This window comes from Streptomyces sp. NPDC002580 (assembly GCF_042889485.1).
Lineage (GTDB): Bacteria > Actinomycetota > Actinomycetes > Streptomycetales > Streptomycetaceae > Streptomyces.
In genome coordinates, this window is record NZ_JBIAQZ010000017.1 from 1 (window position 1) to 17,552 (window position 17,552).

The 17,552-nt window shown below is 71.8% G+C and carries 15 protein-coding genes and 1 pseudogene; 8 read left to right on the top strand and 8 right to left on the bottom strand.

Features of this window, described 5'->3' with window-relative positions:
* Window positions 1-497: RNA-guided endonuclease InsQ/TnpB family protein (locus tag ACFYW7_RS35770; RefSeq protein ID WP_389510253.1), on the bottom strand; the 497-nt coding region annotated here is incomplete at its 3' end.
* A 155-nt stretch (window positions 498-652) separates the two neighbouring features.
* Between ACFYW7_RS35770 and ACFYW7_RS35775 the strand changes: the two genes are divergently transcribed.
* The 3 genes from ACFYW7_RS35775 to ACFYW7_RS35785 all read left to right on the top strand — a co-directional run bounded on the left by ACFYW7_RS35775 (window position 653) and on the right by ACFYW7_RS35785 (window position 5,948).
* On the top strand, window positions 653-2,539 hold the full coding sequence (locus ACFYW7_RS35775; protein WP_389510255.1) for an SMI1/KNR4 family protein: 1,887 nt from the start codon (window positions 653-655) through the stop codon (window positions 2,537-2,539).
* A 243-nt stretch (window positions 2,540-2,782) separates the two neighbouring features.
* A complete protein-coding gene (locus ACFYW7_RS35780; protein ID WP_389510257.1) occupies window positions 2,783-3,994 on the top strand; it encodes a glycoside hydrolase family 3 N-terminal domain-containing protein in 1,212 nt (403 codons plus the stop codon).
* Window positions 3,995-4,184: 190 nt separating this feature from the next.
* Window positions 4,185-5,948 (top strand): MOSC domain-containing protein, encoded by a 1,764-nt coding sequence (locus tag ACFYW7_RS35785; protein ID WP_389510259.1) that lies wholly within the window; start codon window positions 4,185-4,187, stop codon window positions 5,946-5,948.
* A gap of 35 nt (window positions 5,949-5,983) precedes the next feature.
* On the opposite strand, the gene ACFYW7_RS35790 is transcribed toward ACFYW7_RS35785, so the two are convergent.
* A complete protein-coding gene (locus ACFYW7_RS35790) occupies window positions 5,984-6,604 on the bottom strand; it encodes a hypothetical protein (protein ID WP_389510261.1) in 621 nt (206 codons plus the stop codon).
* 242 nt (window positions 6,605-6,846) lie between these two features.
* Between ACFYW7_RS35790 and ACFYW7_RS35795 the strand changes: the two are divergent.
* Window positions 6,847-7,128 (top strand): annotated as a pseudogene (locus tag ACFYW7_RS35795) (iron chelate uptake ABC transporter family permease subunit); the annotation flags it as partial.
* Window positions 7,129-7,344: 216 nt separating this feature from the next.
* Window positions 7,345-8,475 (top strand): low-specificity L-threonine aldolase, encoded by a 1,131-nt coding sequence (gene ltaE / locus ACFYW7_RS35800; protein ID WP_389510262.1) that lies wholly within the window; start codon window positions 7,345-7,347, stop codon window positions 8,473-8,475.
* A 282-nt stretch (window positions 8,476-8,757) separates the two neighbouring features.
* Here the strand turns inward: ltaE and ACFYW7_RS35805 are convergent, their stop codons facing one another.
* The 6 genes from ACFYW7_RS35805 to ACFYW7_RS35830 form a co-directional block, all read right to left on the bottom strand.
* The gene (locus ACFYW7_RS35805) at window positions 8,758-8,997 is read right to left on the bottom strand and encodes a DUF5302 domain-containing protein (protein ID WP_389510264.1); all 240 of its coding nucleotides are present in this window, start codon (window positions 8,995-8,997) and stop codon (window positions 8,758-8,760) included.
* 234 nt (window positions 8,998-9,231) lie between these two features.
* The gene (locus ACFYW7_RS35810; protein ID WP_389510266.1) at window positions 9,232-10,956 is read right to left on the bottom strand and encodes a dolichyl-phosphate-mannose--protein mannosyltransferase; all 1,725 of its coding nucleotides are present in this window, start codon (window positions 10,954-10,956) and stop codon (window positions 9,232-9,234) included.
* Window positions 10,957-11,048: 92 nt separating this feature from the next.
* On the bottom strand, window positions 11,049-11,450 hold the full coding sequence (locus tag ACFYW7_RS35815; protein ID WP_389510268.1) for a cellulase: 402 nt from the start codon (window positions 11,448-11,450) through the stop codon (window positions 11,049-11,051).
* A 10-nt stretch (window positions 11,451-11,460) separates the two neighbouring features.
* Entirely contained in the window at window positions 11,461-11,976 is a 516-nt protein-coding gene (locus ACFYW7_RS35820) for a SigE family RNA polymerase sigma factor (protein WP_389510270.1), read from the bottom strand.
* A gap of 289 nt (window positions 11,977-12,265) precedes the next feature.
* A complete protein-coding gene (locus ACFYW7_RS35825) occupies window positions 12,266-13,246 on the bottom strand; it encodes a threonine/serine dehydratase (RefSeq protein ID WP_389510272.1) in 981 nt (326 codons plus the stop codon).
* Window positions 13,247-13,299: 53 nt separating this feature from the next.
* Window positions 13,300-14,865 carry an FAD-dependent oxidoreductase gene (locus ACFYW7_RS35830; protein WP_389510274.1) on the bottom strand — a complete coding sequence of 522 codons (1,566 nt, stop codon included), beginning with the start codon at window positions 14,863-14,865 and terminating at the stop codon, window positions 13,300-13,302.
* A gap of 91 nt (window positions 14,866-14,956) precedes the next feature.
* Here ACFYW7_RS35830 and ACFYW7_RS35835 point away from each other — a divergent pair, with 91 nt between their 5' ends.
* The 3 genes from ACFYW7_RS35835 (at window position 14,957) to ACFYW7_RS35845 (ending at window position 17,309) form a co-directional block, all read left to right on the top strand.
* On the top strand, window positions 14,957-15,598 hold the full coding sequence (locus ACFYW7_RS35835) for a TetR/AcrR family transcriptional regulator (protein WP_389510276.1): 642 nt from the start codon (window positions 14,957-14,959) through the stop codon (window positions 15,596-15,598).
* A gap of 350 nt (window positions 15,599-15,948) precedes the next feature.
* Window positions 15,949-16,605 (top strand): 3,4-dihydroxy-2-butanone-4-phosphate synthase, encoded by a 657-nt coding sequence (ribB, locus tag ACFYW7_RS35840; RefSeq protein ID WP_389510278.1) that lies wholly within the window; start codon window positions 15,949-15,951, stop codon window positions 16,603-16,605.
* Window positions 16,606-16,610: 5 nt separating this feature from the next.
* Window positions 16,611-17,309, top strand: coding sequence for an HAD family hydrolase (locus ACFYW7_RS35845; RefSeq protein ID WP_389510280.1), 699 nt, complete (start codon window positions 16,611-16,613; stop codon window positions 17,307-17,309).
* Window positions 17,310-17,552: the final 243 nt, after the last annotated feature.

Sequence of the window (17,552 nt, forward strand, 5' to 3'; positions counted from 1 at the left end):
CCCGAAGCGTCCTTGACCACAGTCACCGACGACGGAGCGGAAGGCAGCTTTCGAGACCAGCGGACCCGGACATCCCCGATCTTCGCGAGGTTCAACCGCCCGTTGTCCCGCAGCCGAAACCCGTTCCTGGAGAAACGGACGGCCTGCCGGCTGTCCTTCTTCGACTTGAACACCGGAAGCCCCATACGGCGCCCCCGCCGCTTCCCCGACACCGACGCGAAGAAGTTCGCGTACGCCGTATCGAGATCACGAAGAGAGGACTGCAAGGCGTCCACCGACACCTCGGCCAGCCACGCCCGCCCGGGCGTCTTCTTCGCATCGGTGATCACCCGCCGCGCCAGAACACCCGTCGCGATCCGCGACCTGTCCGCCTGGTACGCGGCCTTCCTCGCGGCCAGCGCATCGTTGTAGACCACCCGGGCACAGCCGAACGTACGGGCCAACGCGATGCGCTGACCCGGCGTCGGCTCGAGCCGGAAGGAATACCGCAGATACACGAAACCAACCTAACGGCCGCCACTGACAACACCGGTCCGCCCAGGAGCGAACCAGCTTTCCCCGCCCTGCCCCGCAGGAACTTCGTTTCTCCCCCACAAGAGGGAGGTACCCCCTACCCCGGCCTGAAGGCCGGGGTATCCACGAAGGAGACCTGATGAGTGATAAGTCTTTCGACTGGCGTGATTTCCTGGGGCGTTGGCAGGACGAGTGGGTTCCGGGCGCGGGCTGCGACGCCGGAGATTCGGCCGTCGGTCCGGGCCGCCCGGGGGCGGACGAGGCGGCGATCTCCGCCGCGGAGGAGCGGCTGGGCAGGCGGCTGCCGCCCTCGTACCGGGAGTTCCTGGCCGTGAGCGACGGATGGCACGTGGACCAGGTGGCCGGCGTCTATCGGCTCGGCGGGGCCGCGGAGATCGGATGGTTCCAGGACCCGTTCGACCTGACCCCGATCTATGAGGAGGGCCTGGGCGACGACCCGAGCGAAGCGGAGACCCTGCTGGCCGGGATGTGGCGGAGGGCGCTGCGGCTGGAGACCGACTCCGACATGTCGCACGCCCTGCTCGACCCGGGCGACACCGACCGGCACGGCGAGTGGGCGCTCTACCTCTACAAGGGCTGGGGCGGTGAACTGCCCGATCGTTACACGTCGTTCCGCGCGTACATGGAGGCCATGTACCGCGGTTTCCACTCCGACCGGGTGAAGCGGCCCGACTTCGTGAACGCGACGACGCGCGCCCAGGACGCCCACGTGGAGGAGGCCCGCCTGCTCGCGCTGCGCGGACGCTACGAGGAGGCCCAGACCCTGCTGGAGGAAGCGCAGTCCTTCGGACGGCCGAACAGCGCCGTTCTGCTGACCCAGCTCAGGCATCTGCGGACGCCGGGCGAATCCCGGGACTACGGGAACCTGGTGGCCGATCCGCGCTATCTGCCCGAGCTGCTTCCCGGGCATGCCATGGAGCCGGCACGCGGAGAATGGCGGTTGGGCGGGGACGACCACTGGCTCGGGATGATGTCCGCCCGCGGGGCCGACCGGAAGACCCTCGAGGTCGTCCTGGGCGCGTTGCGGGACGGCACCCACCGCTACACGCCTTCCGGTCCGTGGGGCCGGGCCGTCGCCGAAGCCCGGAAGTCGGCCGAGTGGGGGGCCACCGACGCCGCGTGGCGGGTGCTGCGGGAGGCGCTGGCGCTGTGGGAGCCCCCGGGGCCCTTGCTGATCGCTCCGATCGGCTTGCTCGCCGATCCGGTCCTGGGCCCGCTGGTCACCCCGGAGCGAGGGCGGGAGATCCTCGCGACGCCGCGGGCCGGGGAGCGGGGTCCCGCTCCCGAGCACGGGCCCGATCTCGATCCGCCGGGACTCGGCTGGTTGGCGGAGCCCGCGGTGGGCCGGCAGCCGCCGCACGGATACCGCTGTGTCTGGGTGGAGGGGATCGATCCCGCCGAGCTTCCCGCCCTGATCGGGGAGGAGGGCGCCGCACTGAGCGCGCCCACGTCCCAGCGTGAGATGTTCCGGAACCGGAGCCGGGCCCGGTCACGCGAACGGGAGGGCGTGGAACCCTGGGAGGACCGGGCGGTGGTCGCCGTCGGCCGCACCGCCGAAGGGTGGGCCTTCGCCTTCGACGGCGAAGCTCGCAGCCTGAACGACCGGTTCCGGTCGCCTGCTTCGGCTGCCTCCTCGTCCGGTCGTGCGGTGGTGGTGTGGTACGAGCCGAGAGGCTCATTCCCGGACCACGCGGCGGCGTTCCACCTGTCGGTGGCCGAACACGGCGAGGAACTCTACGCGTTCACCGTACGGGGTGGAGAAAGCCGGTGTTCCGGTGACATACCCGACGCGTTGGATCCCGCGCGGCTGTTCCGCCCGCGGGACACCGAACCGGACGACGAACCGCGTGTGCTGCGGGCCCTGCACGCGGAGCTCGGGCTCTCGCTTCCTTGTTTCGCGCTGACCCGAGGCAGGCTCCGCACCTTCACCACCCGGTCCTGGACCCGGGCGCCTCGGGCGGGCGAGGGGTACGCCCATGTCTCCGTCGCATGGCGCCGGCCCTGAGCGTCGAGCCCATGACCGTGCCGCCCCGGATGTGCCACCGGGCTTGACGCCGGCGACCACTTCCGCCGGCGCCGGGCCTCGGTCGAGCGGGAGCGGTATCAGGGCACGTCAGGCCCCGGACCTTGGAGGACGCGGCGGTCCGTGCCTCGGCTCGGTGATCCGAGTGTTGATACCATGAACACGGCAACTGACTTGTCGTTCAAGATCCACGCGGCCCGCAGCAGGCACAGTTGGAGTACCTCCATGGCATCGCACCAGTCGCCCGCCCCTCGCTCCAGGATCAAGCGTCCCGTCTGGATCGCTTCCTCCCTGGTGCTGTCACTCGCTGTCGCCGGAGCGGGGGTGCAGATGTCACAGGCCGCCATCGTCGATCCGTCCGGGACGCCCGTCAAAGCCGCGGCGAACACGTGCGCCGACAGGACCTTCAAGGCGCTGAGCGCTTCGCAGCGGGTCGGTCAGCTCTTCATGGGATCGGTGACGCCGTCCGCTCCGGACAGCAAGCGGATCGACCTCATGCGCCAGTACCACGTGGGCTCCGTGTTCCTCGCCGGTCGCAGCAAGGCCGGGACGGCGGCGACCAAGACCCTCGTGGACGGTCTGCAGGCCAAGGCCGACAGTGCGGCGGGGCACCGTGTGGGCCTTCTGATCTCGACCGACCAGGAGGGCGGTGTCGTGCAGGTGCTGTCCGGCCCCGGGTTCTCGACCATACCGAGCGCCCTCACGCAGGGTGGCTGGACGACGTCGCGGTTGCGCGACGAATCCGCGGTATGGGCCAAGGAGCTCAAGTCGGCCGGTGTCAACCTGAACCTCGCCCCCGTCGCGGATGTCGTGCCGGCGAGCCTGGGCACGGCCAACGCGCCGATCGGTCGGTACGACCGCGAGTTCGGGTACACCGCCGCTACGGTGGCGCCCCACAGCGACGCGTTCCTCGCGGGATCCACCGACGCTGGAGTACTGGCCACGCTCAAGCACTTCCCCGGACTCGGCAGCGTGCGCGACAACACCGACACGACGGCCAACGTCGTGGACACCGTGACCACGCGCACCAGCCCGAACATCACGACGTTCAAGTCCGGGATCGAAGCCGGAGCGCCGTTCGTCATGATCTCCTCCGCCGTCTACAGCAAGATCGACCCGAAGAACCAGGCCGCGTTCTCCTCGACGGTGATCCAGGGAATGCTCCGCAAGGATCTGGGCTTCAAGGGCGTGGTCATCTCCGACGACCTCGGCAACGCCGTGGCGGTGAAGTCCGTGACTCCCGGTGATCGCGCGGTCAGGTTCCTGTCGGCCGGCGGTGACATGGTCCTCACGGTCGAACCGAACCTGATCCCGGCCATGACCAAGGCGGTACAGAGCCGAATGACGCAGAGCGCGAGTTTCCGCGCGCAGGTGGATCAGAGCGTCCACCGCGTCCTGAACGCCAAGCAGCGGGCGGGCCTGCTGTCCTGCGGCTGACCCGTGCGCCCGCTGGGCCCATGGTCGGATGTGGGGGCGAGGGCTCAGGACTCCTCGTCGTCAACGATCGGTTGCCGAGCGTCATGATCGCCTGAATTGTGGGGGTACGGGAGCGAGAAATAGAATGAGTCCGGCGCACAGCTGTCCGTGCCAGGAGGGCTGACCGGCCGGAACTCCGCGGGAGGTCGCGATGGCGACATTGCTGTCCGTCAACGTGGGCATGCCCGAGGACGTCCCCTGGCAAGGGCGAACGGTTCACACCGGAGCCTGGAAGACGCCCGTCGAGGGTCCGCGGATGGTGCGGCGGCTGAACGTCGACGGAGACGGCCAGGGAGACACGGCCGGGCACGGCGGGGAGATACGGGCCGTCCTGGTGTACCAGACGGAGTCCTACCGGTTCTGGCAGAAACAACTCGGGCGTGACGACCTCACGTTCGGGATGTTCGGGGAGAACTTCACCGTCGACGGTCTGCCCGACGAGGAAGTCTGCATCGGGGACCGCTACCGCATCGGCGAAGCCGAGTTCGAGGTCACCCAACCGCGGGTCACCTGCTATCGCGTCGGCATGCGACTGGGCGAACCCACCATGGCCTCGCTCCTCGTCGCTCACCATCGCCCCGGCTTCTACCTGCGCGTCATCGAGGAAGGCCCCGTCCAGGCCGGCGACGAGATCGTCCTGACCCGCGAGGGTCCTGAGCGACTGAGCGTCGCGGAGACGGACGCGCTGCTCTATCTGCCGGACCGCGACCCGCAGATGCTCCGCAGATCCCTGAACATCCCCGCCCTCAGCCCCGGTTGGCAGCAGTCCTTCCGTGAACTCGTCGACGCGGAGCGGTCCCGGCAGGACGCGGGACCGTCAGATGCGCGCGCCGCGGGCCGGCAACCCGAGACCGGATGGCCGGGGTTCAAGGCCCTGCGCGTCGACCGCATCCTTCCCGAGACGCCCACCATCTCCTCGGTCCACCTCGGCAGCACGGACGGCACACCGCTGCCCGAGGCCGAGCCGGGCCAGTACCTCTCCATCCGTCTCGCCGTGGGCGGGGCCGCCCCCACCGTCCGCAGCTACTCCCTGTCCTCGGCGCCCGGAGCCGACGCCTACCGCATCAGCGTCAAGCGGGAACCTCACGGGACGGTCAGTGGTTACATCCACGGCACGCTCCGCCCCGGTGACCTCGTGGACACCGCCGCTCCCCGCGGGACCTTCGTCCTCCAGGACGGCACGGCACCGGTCGTCCTGGTCTCCGCGGGCATCGGCGCCACTCCTGTGCTGGCCATGCTCCACCGGCTCGCCGCCGCACGCGACCCGCGGGCGCTCTGGTGGATCCACGTGGCGCGCGAACGGGCCCAGCACCCCTTCGCGGAGGAGGCCCACGCACTCCTGGCGCGTGTCCCCGACGCCCACGAGGACATCTTCTACACCGCGGCGGGCGGGACGACCGCGGAGACCGGCGGGGCCCGCGTCCACGAGGGGCACCCGACCGCCGCGTCGCTGGTGGCCATGGGGGTCCCCACCGATGCCGACGCCTACCTCTGCGGGCCTTCGGCCTTCATGGACGGCTTCGGCGGACTCCTGCGAGATCACGGCCTGCGCCCCGAGCGGATCCACACGGAACAGTTCAGCGCCCTGCCCGCCGTCAACCCGGGCGTCACGGCCACCACCGGGGTCCGCCCGCACCAGCCGGCCGGGCCGCCGGGGAGCGGGCCCGCGGTCACGTTCGCCCGAAGCGGCATCACCACCGCCTGGTCGCCCGCCGCCGTGACGCTCCTCGACCTCGCCGAGGCCTGCGACATCCCCACCCGCTGGTCCTGCCGCACCGGTGTCTGTCATACCTGCGTCACGCCGCTGGTGTCGGGGGACATCGCCTACACCACCCCGCCCCTCGAACCCCCCGACCCGGGCACGGTTCTCGTCTGCTGCAGCGAGCCGACCACCGAAGTCGTCCTCGACCTCTGAGCCGGCGACCGCTCCGCCGCTGAACCGGATCCGGTCTACGCCGGGACGAGGACGGTGAGCCATTCCGCCTCACGCGGCCGGTACCCGTGACGATCCATCAGCCCCGACACGATCGCCGGGACGTGGCCCGCTCCGTAGACGACGGCCACCCGGATCGGTTCGTCGCCGCGCTCCGCGTGGATCTCGCCGAGCGCGGCGAGCAGTCGCTGATCGCGCCGGCCCGTCATCGCCTGCTCCACCGGCCCGTCGGCCAGCATCTCCGCCCGCAGGGTCGACGGCAGATCCTCGACCACCAGGTCCTCGTCGAGGAAGGCGCGCGGACCGCGCAGCGCGAACAGCAGGCCGAAAACCGGGGCCGAGACCATCAGCAGCAGGTACATCCAGTAGGGCAGCGTCCTCAGGTCCGCCATGGCCTCCGCCGCGGTCACGTCCGGGTGGACGACCGGAACGCCCTCGGGAAGCAGCACGTCGTCGCGCTGCTCCTGCAGGCCGTTGCGCCGCCACCGTGGGGCGAACCGGTAGGCGAGGGTCAGGGCGCTCACGCCGACCGACCTCCCCTGGATTCCCTCGAGGACTATGAGGTCGCACTCCCTGAGCCGAAGGCGGACCTGGGAGTAGAACGTCGGCGAGGCCACATGCAGCATCGGGAAGATCACGAACTCAAGTGGTTTCCCCGTCCGCCTCATGGTGATCACGGCGGATCGGACGGCATACCCGGTCACCTCGATGATCTGCACGCTTCCCCCGTGGAGTTCGCCCGGCCCTTCCCTCCGTACCAGGACACGAGTCGGCCCCGGGCCGCGGTTCCCCTCCCGCGCGAGCACCCGGGTGTGCGGTGGGCAGGCGGCCCGTGCGGTCTCGTGGCGCCAGAAGCCCGAGCAGGTGATGCGGTCCTTGGGGAGCCCCGGCCGGCACGGCCCTCGGTATCGCCGGCGCCGCGCTCCGGGCCGTCAGCCGCAACGTCCTGGCCGCGCCCGACACCCTGGCCGTGAACGCCGGTTCGTACCTGGCGCTCGGCGTGCTCACCGTCATCGGAACCACCCTGCCGCTCGTGGCCTCGTCGGGGGCCGCGTTCGCCGGAGCTCTGACGGCGGCCGCCGTCGTCCTGTCGCTGTCCGGCCCGGGCACCGGCACCGTACGCCTCGTCCTGTCCGGCAACGCCCTCGCGCCCGGCCGCACCGTGACCGCTCCGGCCCCACTGGGCGCGGGCGTCGTCACCGCCGTCATCGGAACGCCGTACTTCCTGTATCCGCTGATCCGGACCCGGCGGTGAGCGCCGGGCCGCCGGCTGTGGACCGCGGGCCGAGCGGATCGACGCCGTCCTCGGGTCGCGCCCGCGCGGGGATCCCGCACACCTCGACGGTCGAGGTGCGCGGGGGCGTGGCAGAGTATGCGTGTGCCGACCACTGATGCCGCCCGTACCCCCGAGGTCGTCGATGCCTCCACCGCCGCGAACGTGACCGGGGCCGCCGGTGAGCGGCCCGGCCGTCCCATCGATCTCCGCAGCGACACCGTCACCCGTCCGGGCGAGGCCATGCGCCGGGCGATGGCCGAGGCCGAGGTGGGCGACGACGTCTTCGGTGACGATCCCACCGTCAACGCGCTGCAGGAGCGGATCGCCGGACTCCTCGGATTCGAGGCCGCGCTGTTCGTCTCCTCGGGGACACAGAGCAACCTGTGCGCCCTGCTGACCCACTGCGGACGCGGGGACGAGTACATCGTCGGCCAGATGGCCCACGCGTACCGGTGGGAGGGCGGTGGCGCCGCCGTGCTCGGAGGCATCCAGCCCCAGCCGCTGCCGCACCGGGAGGACGGGACGCTGGACCCGCTGGACATCGCGGCGGCCGTGAAGCCGGACGACCCGCACTTCGCGCGAACCCGGCTGCTCTGCCTGGAGAACACCATCGGTGGCCGCGCGGTGTCGATGGAGTACCTGAAGGCCGCCACCGAAATCGCCCGCGACCACGGGCTCGCCACGCATCTCGACGGGGCGCGGCTGTTCAACGCGGCGGTGGCGGGCGGAGGCGACCCGTACGAGGGGGCCAGGCTGATCGCCGGCCACTTCGACAGCGTCTCCGTCTGCTTCAGCAAGGGCCTGGGCGCGCCGGTCGGTTCGGCACTCGTCGGATCACGGGAGTTCGTGGCCGGGGCACGGCGCTGGCGCAAGGTCCTGGGCGGCGGGATGCGGCAGGCCGGAGTGCTGGCGGCCGCCGCGGTCCACGCGCTGGACCATCATGTGACACGCCTCGCGGACGACCACGCGCACGCCGCGCTGTTCGCTGAGGGTCTCAAGGACGTGCGGGGCCTGACCGTGGAGCCCAGCCTGACCAACATGGTCTTCGCGAGGTCCGCTCCGGGCGTCGACACCGACGAGGTGCGCGACCGGCTGGCGCGCCGGGGGCTGCTGTGTGCGGGATACCCGGGACAGCTGCGCTTCGTGTTCCACCTGGACGTGACGCGCGCCGACACGGAACAGGCGGTGCGGATCGTGCGCGAGACCCTGGCGGAGGAGACGGCAACACGCTGATCCCGGGGGCCTGTTGGCTCGTACGACCGACGTCCGGTTCGGCGCGGACCCCGTCGGCCGGACGACGAGCGGCGCCCTCGCTCAGCCTGCGGTGAGGGGGCCCGAGCACCCCGACGGCGGCGGACCGCCGGAACGGGTGCCCGTCCCGACTCCGCCCGGCCGCCGGGCAGTTCGCGCCGTCCACTCGGCAGACGAGGACGCTCCTCGTGGATCGACCGGGCCGGGCGGAGGTCCGACCGTCCGACCCGGCACCTGATCCGCCGCGGCGCGGACCGGTCGGACTCAGCCGCCGCTCTTCCGGCGGAACGACCGCTGGCTCGAGGCCGGGCCGTGCGCGCCGTGGATCTTCGACTTGTTGGTGGTCGCGGCGAGGTCGGCGGCGTCCGCCTGCATGCCGCGCTTGCGCGCCAGGGCCTCCCGGAACTTGCGCTTCAAGTCCTGCTGCTCGTCGTCGGGCGTGACGGCGGGGTCCTCGCCGTCGACCGGCTCCGTACCTTCGGGTGATGAAGATTCTGCAGTCATGGTGACCTCCTGGGGCCGGGCAGTGGAAACCCCAGCTTGTCATGCCGGGCCCTGCCCGAGACACCACCGACTCGGGCCAGGCCGCGCTCGCCGGGCCGGGAGGCGCGTCCGGGGCGAGGGCGTTCGGCGGGTGAAGCCGATCGAGGCGCGCGTTGTGATCGGCCTCATGACAGGGAAGGTTCCTGGCAGGTCCGGAACGGACGGTCCCGGCGGCCGTACGGCCTCGGCCGCCGCTCAGATCCAGGTGTCGAGCCACATCCTGGAGTGCCAGTCGGCGTACGGAATCGTCTGCCCCGTGTAGATCGGGAAGAACAGGATGAGGTTCCAGGCGATGAGCACGACCAGCACGCCTGCCGCCACCGCACCGCGCAGGCGGCGTCCGGCGGTCGCCCCCGGCGGTCCCAGCAGGGCCCCCAGCATCATCGTCACCGCCAGGCACAGGTACGGCACGAACGCGACCGCGTAGAAGGAGAAGATCGTGCGGTCCTGGTACAGGAACCAAGGGAGGTAGCCGCCGGCCACCGCGCACAGGACGGCTCCGGAACGCCAGTCGCGGCGCAGCGCCCAACGGTAGAGCAGGTAGGCGAGAGCGAAGCACGCCGACCACCACAGGAGCGGTGTTCCCAGGGCGAGAACCGCCTGTGAACAGCCGGCCGTCGTGTGGCAGCCGTCCTTCCCGGGTGTCGGCGACTCGTAGTGGAACAGCACCGGACGGCCGACGACCAGCCAACTCCACGGATTCGACTGGTACTTGTGGGGGGTGTGCAGCCCGATGTTGAACTGGTACACCCCGTACTCGTAGTGCCACAGGCTGCGCAGCGGGGCGGGAATCCACGACCAGGTGCCGCCGCGGCCGTCCGCCCAGTGGCGCCCGTAACCGTCGTCCGACAGGAACCAGCCGGTCCATGTCGTCAGATACGTCAGGACGGCGACCGGGACGAGCGAGAGAACCGACGGGCCGAGGTCCTTGCGCAGCACCGCGCGGTACGGGCGGCGCGCCCCCGCCACCCGGCGGGCGCCGACGTCCCACAGCAGGGTGAGGATCACGAAGAAGGCGAGGAAGTACAGGCCGTTCCATTTGGTCGAGGCGGCCAGTCCCAGGAAGACGCCGGCGGCGAGCCGCCAGGGGCGCGGCCCCGTCCCAGCGCGAGCACCGGTGTCTGCGTCCGGGCGTACCCGGCCGTTCTCGTCGGCCGGCAGGACCGCCGCGAGCCGGGCCCGGGCCCAGTCCCGGTCGACGAGCAGGCATCCGAAGGCCGCCAGGACGAAGAACATGACGACGAGGTCGAGCAGGGCGGTGCGGCTCATCACGAGGTGCAGACCGTCCAACGCCATGAGCGTTCCGGCGAGACAGCCCAGGAATGTCGAACGCAGCAGGCGGCGGCCTATCCGGCACAGCATCAGCACCGACAGCGTGCCGAGGACCGCCGTCATGAACCGCCAGCCGAACGGGGTGAAGCCGAACATCCACTCGCCCAGGGAGATCACCCACTTGCCCGTCGGCGGGTGCGCGACGAAGGACCCGGTGCCGGAGGGCGGCATCGCCGGGGGATGGGCGAGGATCTGGGGGTCGACGACCTTGCTCTCCGGCCATGTGGTCTCGTACCCCAGCCGCAGCAACGACCAGGCGTCCTTGGCGTAGTACGTCTCGTCGAACACGACCGCCCGCGGACTGCCCAGACGCCAGAAGCGCGGCAGTCCGGCCAGGAGCGCCACCAGCAGCGGGCCTCCCCACCCAGACCAGCGCGCCAGCCTGCCCGCGGTCGCCGGGGACAGCCCGAGCGCGCGCCACACCCGTGACCCGGGTTCGGGGAACGGCACGACCAGGCGGTCGCGCACGGACGTACGCGGGCGCCCGGCGTATCCGAAGTCGCGCAGCCGCCGCTCCCAGGAGATCGGTCGAGGGTCCACCGTCTCCCGCGGCTGATCGACGGAGGCGGGCGCGTTCTCAGGGGTCACTGGGTGAGCTTTCTGATGGGTGGAGGGCGGAACGGACGGATTCGGAAACGCGGCGGTCGGTGCCGGTCACCCCCGACCCTGGACTTCGGCCCTCACTGGCCGGAGCCGGTCGGACCGGACCGCGGTGCCACCTGGGTGATCGAGGTCCGCTGCGGCAGGACCGGTCCCGGCGTCGAGGGGCGGTAGGGCATCGGCACCCCATGGGCGGCGGAGGCGGAGCGGGCCGTCGAGGGCATCGGGACCGACTCGGCCGAAGTGACGGGTCGAGGCTGAGGACCGGTCGGTCCGCCCCTGGCCAAGGAGCCCGCCAGGACCATCAGTCCGACTCCCAGTCCGGCCACGGTCAGCGCGGATCCGGTGGCCTTCCAGGCCGTCCGGGCCCGCCGCCGGGCGCGAACACCGGCGTGCAGGCGGTCACGGTGCCGGGTCTCGTACGGCGTGACCTCCCGGCTGTCCCGCATCATGCGTGTCAGTTCCTGCTCGAAGCGATCCATGGCTCCTTCTTCACTCGACCGGCACGGCCGGTTCCACTGCCTCGGCGAGAAGGTGCCGCAACCGTGCGACGCCACGCGCCGTGAGGGAACGAGCGGTTCCCACCGGACATCCCAGTGCCTCGGCGACGTGCCGTTCGGGCAGGTCCTGGTAGTAGCGGAGCACCACCGCGGCCCGCTGGCGGGCCGGCAGCAGCGCCAACATGGCTTCCAACCGCGTCCGTTCGTCCACGGTGGCGATCGCGTCTCCCGCCTCGGGCGGCTCCGGCAGCTGGTCCACGGGGTGCTCGCCCCACCAGCGGCGCCGTGCCGAACGGGCCGCGGCCCTGGCCAGGATCTTCCGCACGTAGGCCTCAGGCGCCTGTCCGGACACCTTCGGCCAGGCGAACCACAGCTTGACGAGCGCTTCCTGGAGCAGATCCTCGGCCCGGTGCCGGTCCCCACCGGTGAGCAGCCGCGCCAGGTGGAGCAACGCCGACCAACGAGCCGCCACGAACCGGTCGAAGTCATCGGTCCGCACCTGCCCCATGGGCGTCGCCCCCTGCCTTCCTGCCGAGCACGCCGGCGTTCACCGTGTCCGTGCGGGTTCCAGAGCGGCGCACATGTCATCGACGGCCTACGCCGTCAACCGCGTACGCCGTCAGTGACGGATGCCGCCGCGGACCGCGGACACATCTCCTCACCCTCTACAAAGACACTGGGCCCCAGCCCGCTATGCACCACCGTCATGTGGCGTGGATCACACAGCGCGCCCTCGTGGTGCTCGGCACGGGACGTGGCCCCCCGGCCTCCCCCCGGCCGCGCTGCCGGAGCGATCGTCAGGGCCGGCGGACGGGGGCGGCGCCTACCCAACGGTGATACGCGTCCATGTCGACGTTGCTGCCACACACGATCGTGACCACGTGCCGCCCGGCGAAGCGGTCGCGGTCCTCGAGGATCGCCGCGACGCCGAGCGCCGCCGACGGCTCGACGACGAGGCCGGCGTGGTCGAGGAGCATCCGCATACCGGCGATGATCGACGCCTCCCGGACCAGGACGGCGTCGTCGGCGACCAGGAGGAGGTCGTCCAGGACGGCCGGGATGGGGCGGCGGCCGGCGACGCCGTCGGCGATGGTGTCGGTCGGACCGGTGGTGACGACACGTCGCTCACGCCACGACCGGGTCATCGCCGGCGCGCCCAGCGGCTGGACGCAGATCACCTCGACCCCGGGCGCCAAGGCCTTCAGCACGTGGCCCACACCGGTGGCCAACGCCCCGCCGCCGAGGGCGATGAGAACCGCGTCGAACGCGGGCGCGGTGTCGACCAGTTCCAGGCCGATGGTCGCCGCGCCCTCGCAGGTCTCGAGGTCCAGACTGTCCTCGACCAGCCGGATGCGGTCGTGGCGCGCGATGGCCGCCGCCCGCTCACGCGCCAACTCGTGGTCGCCGTCGACCAGTTCGAGCCTGGCGCCCCATGCGCGCACGCGGTCGAGCTTGGCCGCCGTCGCGAAGCGGGACGCCACGACGGTGACGTCGAGCCCCCGGCCGCGACCGGACCAGGCCAGGGCCTGGCCCAGGTTGCCCGCGCTGGCGCACACCACGTCGCGCGAATGGCCGTCGGCGAGCAGGCCGGCGACCACCTCGGTGCCGCGGGCCTTGAAGCTGCGCACCGGGTTGGCCGTCTCCAGCTTGATGCTCACCGCGCACCCGAGGCCGGGCTCCAGCGCCTCGCACCGGTACAGGGGGCTGTCGAGAAAGACCGGGTCGATCATCCGGCGGGCTGCCCGGATCCGGGCTGTGTCGAGACGCGTCTCCTGCACGAGACGGCAGCGTAGCGCGCGAAGGGGTCAAATACCGGGGATCGAAGGGGTGTTCAGGCTGTCCGAACCACCGGCGTGTGGCGACCTCCGTTCGTCCGCTCGGTGACGAAGAGATGGTCGGCGATCGCGGCGAGCAGGGCGGTGGTGTCGGCGGGGGTGGAGGTGTCCGCCGCCCAGCAGACGTAGCCGTCGGGACGGACGAGCAGGGTGGCGGCGCCCAGGTCGTCCGCGCACGTGGCGCGGACGACGTCGACCCGTGCGGGGAGCGGGAGTTCGGGCGGGACGGCTCCGGTCAGATCGAGCAGGACCGCGTGTCCCGCGCCGAACAGCGTCGACACGCGCGTGGGACCGGCCTCGGTGACCAGGTCGGCGTCCGGGACCCGCTGTCCGATGAGCGGGTGGTCGCCGGGCAGCGGGTGGCGCAGCGAGAGGCCGGACATCAGTCCCGCGAGGTGGCGATTGGTGTCGGGCAGGCGCAGCAGGTCGACGAAGATGTCGCGCAGGGCGGCCACGTCCTCGCCGGGATTCGGGTCGGCCAGGACCCGCTGCGCCGACGTGTGGTGCAGGACCTGGGCTCCGACCGGATGCCGTTCGGCGTGGTAACTGTCCAGGAGGCCGTCCGGGGCCCGGTCCTGGAGGGTCGCGGCCAGCTTCCAGCCGAGGTTGAACGCGTCCTGGATCCCGAGGTTGAGGCCTTGGCCGCCCAACGGGGGGTGGATGTGCGCCGCGTCGCCCGCGAACAGCACACGGCCCGCCCGATAGTGCTCCAGCTGTCGGGTGGCGTCGCCGAACCGGGAGGAGTTCTCCACGGAGGCGAGGGTGGTCTCGTCGCCGTACACGGTGTGCAGCGCGGTGGTGATCTCCTGGCGGCTGACGGTGTCGGGGACGTCGGTGTCCGCCGCGTCCGGTGTGTCCGTGTGCCCGAAGGTGAAGTTGTACCGGTCGTCCCCGAGGGGGACCAGCATGGTCCAGTAGCCTCCCGCCCGGCGCATCAGCGTGCTCATGTGGCCGATGTGCCGGGGCACCAGTGGGGACACGGACGACAGGCGGATGCCCGCCAGCACCGCCTGGTTGGTCCCCGGCCTGCCGGGGAACGGCAGCCCGAGGAGTTTCCGCACCGTGCTGTGGCCTCCGTCGCACGCCACCAGGTAGCGCGCGCGTACCCGCGAACCCTCCGTCGTCACGACGACGCCGTCGTCGTCCGACGCGACCCCTGAGACGGCTGTTCCGCGCAGGACCCGCGCACCGGCGGCGATCGCCCGCTCCTCGAGCACGTCCTCGAGCTCCCACTGGGCGATCGGGATCGGACAGGGGTGCCTGGTCCGCCATGGGCCGCAGTCCAAGGGCACGGGCAGGGCGGCGAAGTGCCCGCCGGTCGGCGCGTGAGGTGTGGCCCGCTTCAGCAATGGCTCCAACAGCCCCCGTGACTCCAGCAGTTCGGCGGTTCGGGGCTGGATCCCGCCGCCCTTCACCTGCTCGACGCGCCGGGGCAGTTTCTCCAGCACCAGCGTCGCCACCCCGGCCAGGGTCAGCTCGTACGCCAGCGTCAGTCCGGTCGGGCCTGCGCCCGCGACGACGACCTCGGTCTCGATCTCGGTCTCGGTCTCGGTCTCGGTCAACGGTCTCCTCCATCGTGCTCGTCTCACCTGGAGTAAATGTATACCAGGTGCAGAAATCACCTCGGGTGAGCTTTCTGTTACGGTGTCTGTCATGGACGCCACGCCAGGGCTGCGGGAACGAAAGAAGCGGCGGACCCACGCGGCGATCTCCGACGCCGCGATCGCGCTGTTCCTCGAGCACGGCTTCAACCAGGTCTCGGTGGTCCAGGTGGCCGAGGCGGCCGAGGTGTCCAAGCGCACGCTCTTCGCCTATTTCCCGACCAAGGAAGACCTCGTGGTGCATCGGCTCGCCGACCACGAGACGGAACTCGCCCGCGTCGTGCGGGCCCGCCCGCCGGGCACCGACCCGCTGACCGCGGTGCGTGAGCACTTCCTCGAGGGCCTGCGCGAGCGCGACCCGATCACCGGGCTCAACGACCATCCCCAGGTGCGCAGGGTCCATCAGATGATCGTCGACGCGCCCTCGCTGGTGGCCCGGATGGAGCGGTTCAAGACCGGCGCCGAACGCGCGCTCGCCGAGGCGCTGCACGAGACCGCAGCCGTACCGGAAGTCACCGCACGGTTGGCCGCCGTCCAGATCGTCGCGGTCCGCTGGGCGCTGGCGGACATCAACGCCGATCGTCTGGCGCGGGGTGAGTCGGCCGACGCCCGCTACGCGGGGGCGGTGACCGACGCGGAACAGGGCTTCGCGCTGCTCGAGAACGGATTGCGGCAGCTGGCCCCCTGGCGGTGACGGAGGGCGCGAGACGCCGCGTACGGCACGCACGGCACCTGGTGGTCGACCACCAGGGACGCCCGGTGGTCGACGGACCGGCCGACGGCGCGTGGACATGGGTTCGTCGTCGACCGTCCCGCGTCGGCGGGCCAGGTGCCAGGTGCCGGACAGATCGGCCCAGGCGGCCGCCGTACGCGTGTCGCTGTGCGCCGAAGTCGGCACGCGGCCGTGTCCGCGGCGCTTTCGGTCCCCTCCCGGGACCGCCGTTCATCCGCCGACTCGTCTGTTCGAGTGCTGATCCTCAAGTCCGGCCACAGGCCGGACGATGCCTTCGCGGGAAGATCATGATCGCGAAGGAGCTGGACAGAGTGACAACACTTGGGGCGCGACGGTCGCTGGACCCGCTCGCCGTTGCCGTCGACGAACTGCGGGCCGGGCGGCCGGTCGTCGTGGTCGACGACGAGGACCGGGAGAACGAGGGGGACCTGGTCATGGCGGCCCAGTTCGCCACCGCCCGGACCATGGGCTTCTTCGTCCGCTTCACCAGCGGGCTGATCTGCGTCCCGATGGCCGACGAGATCGCCGACCGGCTTCGACTGCCCCTCATGGTCGAGCCCGCTCCGGGCGTCGATCCGATCGGGACGACCGCCTACACCGTCTCCGTGGACGCGGTCGCCACCGGGTCGGGGATCTCGGCCGCCGACCGGGCGGCGACCGCGCGGATGCTCGCCGACGCCTCGACCCTGCCCGGACAACTGGTCCGCCCCGGGCACATGTTCCCGCTGCGGGCCCGCCCCGGCGGGGTCTTCGAGCGGCGCGGCCATACCGAGGCCACCGTCGACCTGCTGCGCCTGGCCGGGCTCGCACCGGTCGGCGTGATCAGTGAGGTCTGTGAGGACGACGGCTCCCTCGCCCGCTTCGAGAGGCTGCGCGCCTTCGCCGACGAACACCGGCTGGCGCTGGTCTCCATCGAGCAGCTCTCCCAGCACCTGCGCGACGCCGACCCCGCCCCGGCGGCGGTGTGAGCCGCGTGCTGCGAGCGACGGTCTTCGATCTCGACGACACCCTGATCGACACCGGCGACGCCTGGGAACGGGTGTGCGCCGACTTCACCGCCCGCCACGGTCACCGCTGGCGGCCGCAGGACGGCGTCGCACTGCACGGCAACGGTCACTGGGCCTCCTACGTCGCCGAACTGTGCGGCGGACAGGTGGACGCCAGGGAGGTCGTCGAGGCATGCACCGCTGTGATGGCCGACGCCTGCGCGGCCGGCCGGATCCAGGCCCTGCCCGGAGCCGTCGAGCTGTTCCGTGAAGCCCGCCGGTGCGGGCCCGTCGGGGTGGCCAGCGCCAGTCCACGCCGTTTCGTCCTGGCCGCACTCGAACACCTCGGCCTGGCCGGCCAGGTGACGACCGTGGTGTGCGGCGAGGACGTGATCCGGGCCAAACCGGCCCCCGACCCGTACCTGCGCGCGGTCGCGGCCCTCGGTTTTCCCTCGTCGAGCTGCCTGGCCGTCGAGGACTCCCCGAACGGTATCCGCTCCGCGGCGGCGGCCGGGATGCCCGTCCTCGCGATTCCCCGCGACCGCATGCAACTCCCCGCGGACATCGCCCACTTGCCCCTGGCCCACGCCCCGGACGCGAAGCGAGCCAGGCCGCTGCTCGTCCGACTGCTCGCCCGTCGGCCCGAACCGGCTCTTCCGGGCGGACCGGTCGGCGCGGTCGGGTGAGCCCGCCGTACGCGGTGGTCGCGGTGACCGCGGTGATGAAGGACCGGGCCGCCGGGCGGAAGCGGTAGGGCTCCGCGGGCGGCCGGACTGGTGGCCGCGACCGGACCGCCGCGAGGAGAGGAACACCGTGCGGGCCGGGGGGGGGCCCGCCGCGGGGGTCGGGCCGGCGGGCCGGGCGGGGGCTTACTGGGGCGGTGTGGCGCGGGCCCGCGGGGGGGGCCCGGGGGGGGGGCCGGGGGGGGG